This window comes from Enterobacter sp. SCRI0065 (assembly GCF_059766475.1).
The window spans coordinates 128,168-140,963 of record NZ_JCBAJB010000002.1 but is presented as its reverse complement, the minus strand read 5'-3'; the positions used below and the strand labels follow the sequence as shown (position 1 = coordinate 140,963).

Genomic DNA, 12,796 nt, shown 5'->3' with positions numbered 1-12,796 from the left:
GACATTTCCTCTCCTGACCGGAGAGGAAAGATTATAGCTTCAGCGTATCTTTAACGAATGGGATCGTCAGCTTGCGCTGGGCGGTAATAGACGCGTGATCGAGATGATCGAGCGTATCGAAGAGTGTGCGCATTTCACGATCTAAACGCTTTAACAGAAAACGGCCCACGTCCTCTGGCAGTTCAAATCCTCGCAACCGTGAGCGCAGCTGCAATGCCTGGAGTTTATCTTCGTCAGACAACGGCTGTAACTTGTAGATTTGTCCCCAGTCGAGACGAGAAGCCAGGTCGGGCAAACCGAGATTAAGCTGGCGCGGAGGACGATCGCCGGTGATCAGCAGACGGGTTTTGCCCGATTCCAGAATCCGGTTATACAGGTTAAACATCGCCATTTCCCACAGCTCATCTCCGGCGATACATTCAATGTTATCGATGCAGACCAGCGAGAGATGCTCCATACCGTCGAGCACTTCTGGTACGAACCAGGTGCGCTTATCGAGCGGCACGTAACCTACCGCGTCACCACGTTGCGAAAGTTCCGCACAGGCGGCATGCAGCAGATGACTGCGCCCCGCGCCTTCGCGTGACCAGATATAAATGTATCCGCTATGCTCCTGACGCAGCACGTTTTGTAGTGCGGCCAGTAAAGAGGGGTTATCGCCCGGCCAGAAACTCGCGAAAGTTTCGTCGTCAGGAAGATAGAGTGGCAGAGAGAGCTGTGCCGGTCCGTTCAGAAATACCTCGATCAAGGTCTCACATAAAATCGGCAATGAGTTTATCACGGAACCTGCAAGGAGAGAACCGGGCGATCCCTCGCCCGACTTTTCGATCAATGTGGTGCTTTTTCGCTATCGTCTGCATCCAGAATTTCTTCTTCCGGGCGAAGCACAGAGATCAGCTTGAAGATCAGGCTCAGACCCACGCCGACGATGGTCGCCAGCGCCATGCCTTTCAGCTCTGCGGCACCGATATGCACCTTCGCGCCGCTCACGCCGATGATCAGGATAACGGAGGTCAGGATCAGGTTCTGCGTTTTGTTGTAATCCACTTTGGATTCAATCAGCACGCGAATACCGGACGCACCGATTACGCCGTACAGCAGCAGAGAAACGCCGCCAATCACCGGAACCGGGATAATCTGGATTGCCGCCGCCAGCTTGCCGACGCAGGAGAGCAGAATCGCAAAGATAGCCGCCCCGCCGATTACCCAGGTACTGTAGACGCGGGTAATTGCCATCACGCCGATGTTCTCACCGTAGGTGGTGTTTGGCGTGGAGCCAAAGAAACCGGAGATCATGGTCGACAGCCCGTTGGCAAACATCGAGCGATGCAGGCCAGGGTCACGGATCAGATCTTTTTTGACGATATTCGCCGTCACTACCAGGTGCCCAACGTGCTCGGCAATGACCACCAGCGCCGCGGGCAGAATGGTCAAAATAGCAAACCACTCAAAGCGCGGCGTGTAGAAGGTTGGCAGTGCGAACCAGTGCGCCTGCGCAATCGGAGAGGTATCCACCACGCCCATCACGAAGGAGAGCGCGTAGCCCGCCAGCACCCCAATCAGAATCGGGATAATCGCCATAAAGCCGCGGAACAGCACGGAACCAAAAACGGTAACGCCCAGCGTGACCAACGAAATGATAATGGTTTTGGAATCAGCCGATTGCCCGTCAGGAGGTAACAGTCCCGCCATATTTGCAGCAACACCCGCCAGTTCCAGACCGATGACGGCAACGATTGCGCCCATCGCGGCCGGTGGGAACATCACGTCCAGCCAGCCGGTACCGGCTTTTTTGACAATGAAAGCAACGATGCAGAAAAGCACACCACACATAATAAAGCCACCCAGCGCCACCTCATATCCCAGCGGCAGCAGTAACAGCACCGGCGAGATAAACGCAAAGCTTGAACCCAGATAGGCCGGGATTTTGCCTTTACAGATGAAGAGGTACAGCAACGTCCCGACGCCGTTAAACAGCAATACGGTAGCCGGGTTGATGTGAAACAGGATTGGCACCAGCACGGTTGCGCCAAACATGGCGAACAGGTGCTGCAAACTAAGCGGGATCGTCTGCAAAAGCGGCGGTCTTTCACTCACCCCGATAGTACGGCGCGTCATAGTGTTTTCCTTAAAGTTTGTGGGTTGGTTGTGTTTTTATTCAAAAAAAAGCCGACTATCAAAGTCGGCTTCTTATTCGTTATTCGATTATTTCGTACCAAAAATCTTATCGCCGGCATCACCCAGCCCCGGGATAATGTACCCGTGCTCGTTGAGCCCCTGGTCGATAGAAGCGGTATACAGCTCCACGTCCGGGTGCGCTTTTTCCAGCGCCGCGATACCTTCCGGTGCAGCCACCAGAACCAGCACCTTAATGCTGTTGCAGCCTGCGTTTTTCAGCAGGTCGATGGTCGCGATCATAGACCCGCCGGTTGCCAGCATAGGGTCAACCACCAGCGCCATACGCTCGTCGATGTTAGAAACCAGTTTCTGGAAGTAAGGAACAGGCTCCAGAGTTTCTTCGTTACGGTAGATACCGACAACGCTGATACGTGCGCTCGGCACGTGCTCCAGGACGCCTTCCATCATGCCCAGACCTGCGCGCAGGATTGGCACAACGGTAATTTTTTTGCCCTTAATTTGCTCAACCTGTACCGGGCCGTTCCAGCCTTCGATGGTCACTTTTTCAGTCGCAAGATCGGACGTTGCTTCGTAGGTCAATAAGCTTCCAACTTCAGAGGCCAGTTCGCGAAAACGCTTAGTGCTGATGTCATGCTCACGCATCAGGCCCAGCTTGTGTTTAACGAGTGGGTGCTTCACTTCCACAATCTTCATTTTCATTCTCCTCTGAGGTGGCTACCGCAAAAAAATCGCCGGATTATACCGCTTTTTACGAAGTGCGCCATACCCATCTTGTTTGACGTACATCAAGCAAAGTGGTTTAGAGACAAAAAAAGCCGGAGGGAAGCTCCGGCTTTAGTGCGGGGTTCTGCCCGGTGGCGCGGCGCTTATGCGGGCCTACGAGTAGTGTAGGACGCGTAAGCGTAAGCGCCACCCGACAACTAAAGGTTATCGCCGTTGCTGGCAATCACCTTCTTATACCAGTCGAATGACTTTTTCTTGCTGCGGTTGAGCGTGCCCTGACCTTCGTTATCTTTATCCACAAAGATAAAGCCATAACGCTTTTTCATTTCGCCCGTTCCGGCAGAAACCAGGTCGATACAGCCCCACGGGGTGTACCCCATCAGATCGACACCGTCCTCAACGACGGCTTTTTTCATCTCAGCGATATGCGCCGCAAGGTAATCAATACGATACTGGTCATTCACCGTACCGTCGCTTTCCTGAACGTCGATCGCGCCAAAACCGTTCTCAACAATAAACAGCGGCAGCTGATAATGATCCCAGAACCAGTTCATGGAATAGCGCAGGCCCACCGGGTCAATCTGCCAGCCCCAGTCAGATTTCTCCACATACGGGTTGGATACCAGGCTTTTACTTTCGTCGTAGTCCAGCTGCGGGTTATCCGGCATCGCTTTGGTGGCGAACGACATGTAATAGCTAAAACCGATGTAATCGACACAGCCCTGCTTCAGCGCGGCGATATCTTCTGCGGTGATATCCAGTTCAAAACCACGACGCTCAAAGTAGTTAAGCAGGTGCTGCGGATACTTGCCGCGCACGTGAACATCGGTGAACCAGTAGCGACGATGCATGGCGTTCATCGCCATCATGATATCGTTTGGCGCGCAGCTGAGCGGATAAATAGGACACATGGCAATCATGCAGCCGATCTGCAGCGAGGGGTTAATTTCACGCCCGGCCTTGACTGCCAGAGCGCTCGCCACCAGCTCATAGTGCGCCGCCTGGAACATGACCGGCTCGCGATCTTCACCTGGCTCATACTTCAGGCCAGAGTTGGTGAACGGGGCGAAATCTTCGTGGAAGTTAGCCTGGTTATTGATCTCGTTAAAGGTCATCCAGTACTTCACTTTGTGCTGGTAACGTTCGAACGCCACGGTCGCAAAGCGCACGAAGAAATCGATCAGCTTACGGTTACGCCAGCCGCCGTATTCGGTGACCAGATGGAAAGGCATTTCGAAGTGCGACAGGGTAATGACCGGCTCGATACCGTATTTCAGGCATTCGTCGAACAGGTCGTCATAGAATTGCAGGCCGGCTTCATTGGGCTCAAGCTCATCTCCTTTCGGGAAGAGGCGCGTCCAGGCAATAGAGGTACGGAAACATTTGAATCCCATTTCGGCAAAGAGTTTGATGTCCTCTTTGTAGCGATGGTAGAAGTCGATAGCCTCATGGTTCGGGTAGTTTTTACCCTGCAAGACGCCGCTGGTGATTTCTCGCGGCACGCCATGCGCCCCCACAGTCATCACATCTGCCACGCTAACGCCCTTACCTCCTTCTTTCCAGCCGCCTTCCAGTTGATGCGCTGCGACCGCGCCGCCCCACAGAAAACCTTCTTTGAATCCTGACATGCCTTTTCCCTCATTCTGCGTTATTTTCTGCAAAAACAGTTACAGAAACCGGTTTCAGTGAAATCATGTGCAATGGCTTAACGGGTTGCAAGCACATTACCGAAACCGGTTTCATTTTCGTGAACGGAGTCAAACTTGAGCACGCGCACTGTCAATCTGGGTAAATTTTCAGCGACACAGTAGGTTCGCAGATTAGGCTCGCAAACGTTTGCCTGGACTGTTAGAATTGCGCCGATTTTTCTTACTATCGCAATGCAATCGCGTGGGGACTTGAGCCGTGACCAACAAAACTTCTCTCAGCTATAAAGATGCCGGTGTTGATATTGACGCAGGTAATGCGCTGGTTGACCGAATCAAAGGTGAGGTAAAAAAAACCCGCCGTCCTGAAGTCATGGGTGGCCTGGGTGGATTCGGCGCACTGTGTGCACTGCCACAAAAATATCGCGAACCTGTTCTGGTTTCTGGCACTGACGGCGTGGGAACGAAACTTCGTCTGGCGATGGATCTTAAACGTCACGACACCATCGGTATCGACCTGGTCGCCATGTGTGTGAATGACCTCATCGTGCAGGGTGCAGAACCGCTCTTCTTCCTCGACTATTATGCGACGGGCAAGCTGGATGTTGATACTGCGGCAAGCGTCATTAGCGGTATCGCAGAGGGCTGTGTACAGTCTGGCTGTGCGCTGGTGGGTGGCGAAACGGCAGAAATGCCTGGGATGTACCACGGTGAAGATTATGACGTCGCGGGCTTCTGCGTCGGCGTGGTAGAAAAATCAGAAATTATCGACGGTAGCAAAGTCACCGATGGCGATGTGCTGATTGCACTAGCCTCCAGCGGCCCGCATTCGAACGGCTATTCGCTGGTGCGTAAAATTCTCGAAGTGAGCGGCTCTGACCCAGAAACCACTCAGCTCGAAGGCAAGTCCCTTGCCGATCATCTGTTGGCTCCCACCCGCATTTACGTGAAAAATATTCTTGAGCTGATTCAGAATGTGGACGTTCATGCGATCGCCCACCTGACCGGCGGCGGCTTCTGGGAAAACATTCCGCGCGTACTGCCTGACAATACGCAGGCAGTGATTGACGAAGCCTCCTGGCAGTGGCCAGCCGTGTTTAACTGGCTGCAAACGGCGGGCAATGTGAGTCAACATGAGATGTACCGCACCTTTAACTGCGGCGTGGGCATGCTGATTGCGCTGCCTGCGAGTGAAGCGGATAAAGCCATCGAACTGATGCAGGCAAAAGGTGAAAACGCGTGGAAAATCGGTATCATTAAAGCGTCCGATTCCGAACAGCGTGTGGTCATTGAATGAAAAATATTGTGGTGCTCATTTCCGGTAACGGAAGCAATTTGCAGGCCATCATCGACGCCTGTAAACAGAAACAGATCAAGGGCACCATACGGGCAGTTTTCAGCAACAAGGCCGACGCGTTCGGCCTTGAGCGAGCGCGCGAAGCCAGCATTGCCGCGCACGCGCTGGAAGCGAGTCAGTTCTCAAGCCGAGAAGCTTTTGACCGTGAGTTGATGCAGGAAATCGATGCCTATGCCCCAGATGTCGTCGTACTGGCCGGCTATATGCGCATTCTTAGCCCCGCGTTTGTTTCTCATTATTCTGGTCGCCTGCTGAATATCCACCCTTCTCTACTGCCAAAATATCCGGGTCTGCATACCCATCGCCAGGTGCTTGAAAACGGCGACGAGGAGCATGGCACGTCTGTGCATTTCGTTACCGACGAACTCGACGGCGGCCCGGTGATTCTGCAAGCTAAAATTCCGGTCTTTGAGGGCGATGATGAAGATGACATCACCGACCGCGTTCAGGCACAGGAGCATGCTATTTATCCGCTCGTGGTAGGCTGGTTTATTGATGGCCGACTTGAGATGCGCGAAAATGCCGCGTGGCTGGATGGCACGCTCTTATCGCCGCAGGGTCATGCCTGCGACGAATAAATAATGAAGCCGGCAATTGCCGGCTTTTTGTTGCCCGCTAAACCAAAACCGCTTAAAAACCAGTGCATTCAGCGCTGATTTTCCCTCTGTGCAGTCGGTTTACTGTCATACTTTTCTGGCACAGTTGGACATATCGTGGAAAAGCTCGCCATAATAAGGCGAGACGGATTTACCACGTCCTGTGATTGAACTGGAGTGTGAGTTGTAATGGGTCAGGAAAAGTTATACATCGAGAAAGAGCTAAGCTGGTTAGCATTCAATGAGCGCGTGCTTCAGGAAGCGGCTGACAAGAGTAATCCGCTGATTGAGCGTATGCGTTTTTTGGGTATTTATTCAAACAACCTGGATGAATTCTACAAGGTTCGATTTGCCGAACTCAAACGTCGAATCATCATCAGCGAAGAACAAGGCTTAAACTCGCATTCGCGTCATTTGCTTGGCAAAATTCAGGCACGCGTGCTGAAAGCCGACCAGGAATTTGATGGTCTGTATAATGAGCTGCTGTTAGAAATGGCGCGCAATCAGATCTTCCTGATCAATGAACGTCAGCTTTCTGCCAATCAGCAAACCTGGCTGCGTCACTATTTCAAACATTATCTGCGCCAGCACATCACCCCTATTCTGATTAATCGCGAAACCGATCTGGTGCAGTTCCTGAAAGATGACTACACCTATCTTGCGGTTGAGATTATCCGTGGCGATGCCATTCGTTACGCGCTGCTGGAAATTCCATCAGATAAAGTCCCGCGTTTTGTTAATCTGCCACCGGAAACTCCGCGCAGACGCAAGCCGATGATCTTGCTTGATAACATTCTTCGCTACTGTCTTGACGACATTTTCAAAGGCTTCTTCGATTACGATGCTCTGAACGCCTATTCCATGAAAATGACCCGTGACGCCGAGTACGACCTGGTGCACGAGATGGAAGCAAGCTTGATGGAGCTGATGTCTTCGAGCCTGAAACAGCGCCTGACCGCAGAGCCGGTACGTTTTGTGTATCAGCGCGATATGCCAGACGCCATGGTGGAAATGCTGCGCGACAAGCTCACTATCTCCCGCTATGACTCCATCGTACCGGGCGGTCGGTACCACAACTTTAAAGACTTTATTGGTTTCCCGAACGTCGGCAAAGCCAATCTGGTCAACAAGCCTCTGCCGCGCCTGCGCCATATTTGGTTCGATAAGTTCCGTAACGGATTCGACGCCATTCGCGAGCGCGACGTGCTGCTCTATTATCCTTACCACACGTTTGAACACGTGCTGGAACTGCTGCGTCAGGCTTCATTCGATCCGAACGTGCTGGCAATTAAAATCAACATCTACCGCGTGGCAAAAGATTCGCGCATTATCGATGCGATGATTCATGCCGCGCACAACGGCAAAAAAGTGACCGTGGTGGTTGAGTTGCAGGCACGCTTTGACGAAGCCGCCAACATTCATTGGGCGCGTCGTCTGACGGAAGCCGGTGTGCATGTTATCTTCTCGGCACCAGGGCTGAAAATTCACGCCAAGCTGTTCCTGATTTCGCGTAAAGAAGGCGAAGACGTTGTGCGCTACGCCCACATCGGAACCGGTAACTTTAACGAGAAAACCGCGCGGCTTTATACTGACTACTCGCTGCTGACCGCCGATGCGCGCATCACCAACGAAGTCCGCCGGGTGTTTAACTTTATCGAGAACCCCTATCGTCCTGTGAACTTCGACTATCTGCTGGTTTCCCCGCAGAACTCTCGCCGCCTGCTGTATGCCATGATCGACAAAGAGATCGCCGCCGCACAAAAAGGCGAGCCGTCCGGTATCACGCTGAAACTCAACAACCTGGTGGATAAAGGTTTGGTCGATCGCCTTTATGCTGCATCCAGCTCCGGCGTTCCGGTGAACCTGCTGATCCGCGGGATGTGCTCACTGATCCCAGAACTGGAAGGCATCAGTGAAAACATTCGCGTTATTAGTATTGTTGACCGATACCTGGAACATGACCGTATCTATATTTTTGAAAATGGCGGCGAAAAGCAGGTTTACCTTTCTTCTGCCGACTGGATGACGCGTAACATTGATTACCGAATTGAAGTTGCCACACCGCTGCTCGACCCGCGCCTGAAGCAGCAGATCCTGAATATTATTGATTTGCAATTAAGCGACACCGTTAAGGCGCGGTATATCGACAAAGAACTGAGTAACCGCTATGTGCAGCGCGGCAATCGCCGTAAAGTGCGCTCACAGCTGGCGATTTACGACTATATCAAATCACTCGAGCAACCTGATTAACCTATGCCGATAAATGATAAGACCCCACGACCGCAAGAATTTGCTGCCGTCGATTTAGGTTCTAACAGCTTCCATATGGTCATCGCCCGCGAGGTCGATGGCGCCATGCAGATCATCGGTCGCCTGAAGCAGCGCGTCCATTTGGCCGATGGTCTGGACGATAAGAACATGCTCAGCGAGGAAGCGATGGAGCGAGGCTTAGCCTGCCTGTCGCTGTTCGCTGAACGCCTGCAGGGATTCTCTGCGTCGAGCGTCTGTATTGTTGGAACACATACGCTGCGCCAGGCGTTGAACGCGCCCGAGTTTCTTAAGCGCGCCGAAAAAGTGATCCCCTACCCGATTGAAATCATCTCTGGCAATGAAGAAGCGCGTCTGATCTTTATGGGCGTTGAGCATACTCAGCCGGAGAAAGGCCGTAAGCTGGTGATCGACATTGGTGGTGGTTCAACGGAGCTGGTGATCGGCGAAGATTTTGAACCTAAGCTGGTTGAAAGCCGACGCATGGGCTGCGTTAGCTTCGCGCAGATCTACTTCCCGGGCGGCACCATTACCCGCGAGAACTTCCAGCGCGCGCGCATGGCTGCCGTGCAAAAACTGGAATCGCTCGCCTGGCAGTATCGTATTCAGGGCTGGAACGTGGCACTGGGCGCATCAGGCAGCATTAAAGCGGCGCATGAAGTGCTGCTGGAGATGGGCGAAAAAGACGGATTTATTACGCCGGAACGCCTGGACATGCTTCGCGACGAGGTGCTGAAACACAAAAGCTTTGATGCGCTGAGCTTGCCGGGCCTGTCTGACGATCGTAAAGCCGTTTTCGTACCTGGCCTCGCCATTCTGTGCGGCGTGTTCGATGCGCTGGCCATCCGCGAGCTTCGTCTTTCCGACGGCGCACTGCGTGAAGGCGTGCTGTATGAAATGGAAGGTCGATTCCGTCATCAGGACATCCGCAGCCGTACCGCGCAAAGCCTGGCGAACCAATACAATATCGATCGCGAGCAGGCCAAACGAGTCCTGGAGACCACCACCCACATTTACGAACAGTGGGAAGTACAGAACCCAAAGCTGGCACATCCGCAACTGGCTGCACTGCTAAAATGGGCGGCGATGCTGCATGAAGTCGGCCTGAATATCAATCACAGCGGCATGCACCGTCACTCAGCTTATATTCTGCAAAACAGCGACCTGCCGGGCTTTAATCAGGAACAGCAGACGATGATGGCCACGCTGGTGCGTTATCATCGCAAAGCCATTAAGATCGACGATCTGCCACGCTTTGCGCTATTCAAGAAAAAGCAGTTCCTGCCGCTTATCCAACTGCTTCGCTTAGGCGTACTGCTGAACAATCAGCGTCAGGCAACGACCACACCGCCGACGCTGACGTTGAAAACGGACGATCACCACTGGACGTTAAGCTTCCCGCACGACTGGTTTAACCAAAATGCGCTGGTTCTGCTCGATCTGGAAAAAGAGCAAGAATACTGGGAAGCGGTGACTGGCTGGCTGCTGAAAATCGAAGAAGATCAGGCCGAAGCCGCTGCGTGATGTCGTTCTCAGGCGTCCTTCAGTGACGCCTGGAGCGGCAGTAAAGATTCAAGCGGTTCAGGTTTACCAATCAAATACCCCTGAAGATAATCGATACCTAGCGCGTCAACCGCGCTGCGTATCGCTTCGGTTTCCACATACTCGGCTACCACCAGCATTCTCTTCATCCGCGCAAGATGACAAATCGACGCGACAATCTGGTAATCCAGGCTGTTGTGGACAATGTTGCGAATAAAGCTGCCATCGATTTTCAGGATATCCGCATCGACACTTTTCAGCCGCGCGTAGCTCGCATATCCGGTACCAAAATCGTCGATGGCGATGCGACAACCCATGCTTTGAAGCTGTTTCAGGTTTTGATTTGCCAGCTCCGCGTTGCCAAAACTACTGCTTTCGGTGATTTCAAAAATCAGCTGCCACGCTTCGATAGCGTATTGCTTTAAGAGCCGTCCTGCCTCAAGCGGAAAAGGTGAACGACAAACCGTCGAAGGCGCTAAGTTAATGGCAAAACGCTGACCCGGAAGCTTGTCGCGATGGGCCGACATGAATTGCAACGTCCTTTCCAGCACCCATAAATCGACGCGTGAAGACAGCCCAAACTCCTGCGCTACCGGCAGGAATCGATCCGGGGAGAGGAGAACGCCATTCTCATCCGGCATTCGCAGCAGTACCTCATGATAACTATCGCCGCGAATCCCCTTCACCAGTTGCACCATCAGCGTAAACTCACTTTGCTCAAGCGCACGCTGCAGGCGGTTCATCATCGCCACTTTGTCTTTCAGGCTCCGCTGCAAATGAACGGCACCGCGCTGCTGCAAGCTCTCAGGGTGATTGGTGGAAATCGATAAATCCGCAATAATACTGAGCTCGCCGAGCAGCAGATAAAGATGATTTACCGGCGATCGCACGTAGCAGTAACTGATGCCGACCTGCGGCTGCAGCGGCATGCCATCCCAGATAAAACGAAACTGCTTAATGTGCTCATCCAGCGCTTCAATGCGCTGCTGATGCGACTCGGTGTTAAGTCGAATGGCCAGGTCGTTCCCCGACATCTGATAAACACATTCATTGTGCTGTAGGGTGCTGTTAATCCACTCTGCAAGCTTCTGCTTGTATTGAATACGCAGCAGCACGCCGTAGTTGCGGCCAAGCACCTCTAGCTCTGGGATGCGTAATAGACACAGCGCAGACCAGGGTGATTTTGCGAGCGCTCGTGACAGAGCGCGCAGGTTTGGCATATGTACAATAGGATCGAGAAAAGCTAAACGTCGGGCGCGTATATTGATCGCACGCTGGCGGGTCGCGAGCATGGCCATATAAACCAGCACGAACGAGAACACCAGATAGCTCGACGACGTGATGGCCAGCTGGATGTCATAACCTGGATACAGGGGAATGTAGCGGTAAAAATAGTGAATCGACACGATCAGTACCGGCGTCCAGATAAGCGACATAAGCGTGTAACCGTAGCGCATTGAGCCCCAGAGCATCACCGGCATCAGCAAGGAGAGCGTATAGTTAGTGCTGAATATTGAGCTATTTTCACTGATGGGCATTATCAGCAATGACAGCATGCCGCATAGCACAGCAATCCAAATGAAGAACTCAGGCAGCGTGACCTTATTATCAACCTGCGCGCGAATCTGCGAAATTAACCCTTTGATATAGCGAGGATGGCGAATAAGGCGAATAAGCAGATAGCTAAGGGGTACGCCCGTAAGGCAGCCCACCAGTACCGACTGATAGTTAATCAGGGTACGAATGGTGAAGGGATTCAGGCCTGCAAGGCTATGCCTGCTTTCGTATATACCGACATAAACGGCAAACTGAAATAGCAGCAAAAACAGCGTCGACGGGAAGAACATCTGCCAGAACAGCCGCTGCGCCATGAGCCGCGGGTCGCCATAGGCAACGCTGCTACGCCGTGGCGCAAAGATACGATAACCGCCCCAGCTTAACGTCAGGGGAACCACAAAATGGATAACCGCCGCTACCGTTTCAAACGGGCTAACCGACGGATAATAACGGTAAACTAACGCCAGTATAATTCCCGGCAGAGCTGCCAGGCCGTAAAAAAGCGTCATGGCCAGCAGGAACGCCAGAGGCATGTAGTAGAGAACGGTAATTTTGCCGTCCAGCTGAGTATACGTACTCGCGCAGCTGAGTAGCGGAAGCAAGATGACAGGCATGACAAGCGGAAGTGCCCACCAGCGATCTTTATGTTGCCTCAGGAATGTCAGAAATTTCATAGATGACCTGTTCAAACCCTAATTGTCCGGAGGGTAAATTCAGACAGGCATCCAACCTGACGGTAATGTCCCGCAATAAAAACGCTGATGACGGGTGGAGGAAGGATTTTAGAGACCAATGAAGAACTGCAGTTGACCTACATCAAACTATTTTATCTGAATAACCGTTTTTTACGATTTCATCTTGAATTTTTCTCTTTTCTATCAAAGCGGTAAATAACTTTACGTGTTTCTATAACATTATTTAATTTATACATTGACGGATTTTTACACATTGCGTAATTGACCCCACCT

General features: G+C 52.4%; 9 protein-coding genes. 4 read left to right on the top strand and 5 right to left on the bottom strand.

The features are described 5' to 3' along the window. Nucleotides 1-31 precede the first annotated feature (31 nt). The 4 genes from AC6EMZ_RS06535 to AC6EMZ_RS06520 form a co-directional block, all read right to left on the bottom strand. Nucleotides 32-733, bottom strand: a complete 702-nt coding sequence (locus tag AC6EMZ_RS06535) for a DnaA inactivator Hda (RefSeq protein ID WP_498402291.1) — start codon at nucleotides 731-733, stop codon at nucleotides 32-34. 95 nt (nucleotides 734-828) lie between these two features. Next, nucleotides 829-2,118 (bottom strand): uracil permease, encoded by a 1,290-nt coding sequence (gene uraA / locus AC6EMZ_RS06530; RefSeq protein ID WP_498401624.1) that lies wholly within the window; start codon nucleotides 2,116-2,118, stop codon nucleotides 829-831. 87 nt (nucleotides 2,119-2,205) lie between these two features. Further along, complete coding sequence (gene upp, locus AC6EMZ_RS06525; RefSeq protein WP_015959982.1) at nucleotides 2,206-2,832, bottom strand: uracil phosphoribosyltransferase; 627 nt, start codon at nucleotides 2,830-2,832, stop codon at nucleotides 2,206-2,208. Nucleotides 2,833-3,059: 227 nt separating this feature from the next. Continuing rightward, complete coding sequence (locus AC6EMZ_RS06520) at nucleotides 3,060-4,490, bottom strand: 6-phospho-beta-glucosidase (RefSeq protein WP_498401623.1); 1,431 nt, start codon at nucleotides 4,488-4,490, stop codon at nucleotides 3,060-3,062. A gap of 277 nt (nucleotides 4,491-4,767) precedes the next feature. Between AC6EMZ_RS06520 and purM the strand changes: the two genes are divergently transcribed. From purM to ppx, 4 genes are all read left to right on the top strand, one after another. After that, complete coding sequence (gene purM / locus AC6EMZ_RS06515) at nucleotides 4,768-5,805, top strand: phosphoribosylformylglycinamidine cyclo-ligase (RefSeq protein ID WP_498401622.1); 1,038 nt, start codon at nucleotides 4,768-4,770, stop codon at nucleotides 5,803-5,805. Beyond that, nucleotides 5,802-6,443, top strand: coding sequence for a phosphoribosylglycinamide formyltransferase (gene purN / locus AC6EMZ_RS06510; protein ID WP_498401621.1), 642 nt, complete (start codon nucleotides 5,802-5,804; stop codon nucleotides 6,441-6,443). The genes purM and purN overlap by 4 nt, the downstream gene beginning before the upstream one ends. A gap of 207 nt (nucleotides 6,444-6,650) precedes the next feature. Beyond that, nucleotides 6,651-8,711, top strand: coding sequence for a polyphosphate kinase 1 (gene ppk1, locus AC6EMZ_RS06505; RefSeq protein ID WP_498401620.1), 2,061 nt, complete (start codon nucleotides 6,651-6,653; stop codon nucleotides 8,709-8,711). Between the two features lie 3 nt (nucleotides 8,712-8,714). Beyond that, nucleotides 8,715-10,253, top strand: coding sequence for an exopolyphosphatase (gene ppx / locus AC6EMZ_RS06500; protein ID WP_498401619.1), 1,539 nt, complete (start codon nucleotides 8,715-8,717; stop codon nucleotides 10,251-10,253). Between the two features lie 8 nt (nucleotides 10,254-10,261). On the opposite strand, the gene AC6EMZ_RS06495 is transcribed toward ppx, so the two are convergent. Next, nucleotides 10,262-12,502: a bifunctional diguanylate cyclase/phosphodiesterase gene (locus AC6EMZ_RS06495; RefSeq protein WP_498401618.1), complete on the bottom strand. Its 2,241-nt coding sequence runs from the start codon at nucleotides 12,500-12,502 to the stop codon at nucleotides 10,262-10,264. Nucleotides 12,503-12,796 lie beyond the last annotated feature (294 nt).

Coding starts and splice junctions, on each gene's coding strand:
- uraA (WP_498401624.1), bottom strand. CDS start 2,118: ATGACGCGCCGTACTATCGGGGTGAGTGAAAGACCGCCGCTTTTGCAG.
- purN (WP_498401621.1), top strand. CDS start 5,802: ATGAAAAATATTGTGGTGCTCATTTCCGGTAACGGAAGCAATTTGCAG.
- ppk1 (WP_498401620.1), top strand. CDS start 6,651: ATGGGTCAGGAAAAGTTATACATCGAGAAAGAGCTAAGCTGGTTAGCA.
- ppx (WP_498401619.1), top strand. CDS start 8,715: ATGCCGATAAATGATAAGACCCCACGACCGCAAGAATTTGCTGCCGTC.
- AC6EMZ_RS06495 (WP_498401618.1), bottom strand. CDS start 12,502: ATGAAATTTCTGACATTCCTGAGGCAACATAAAGATCGCTGGTGGGCA.
- upp (WP_015959982.1), bottom strand. CDS start 2,832: ATGAAGATTGTGGAAGTGAAGCACCCACTCGTTAAACACAAGCTGGGC.
- AC6EMZ_RS06520 (WP_498401623.1), bottom strand. CDS start 4,490: ATGTCAGGATTCAAAGAAGGTTTTCTGTGGGGCGGCGCGGTCGCAGCG.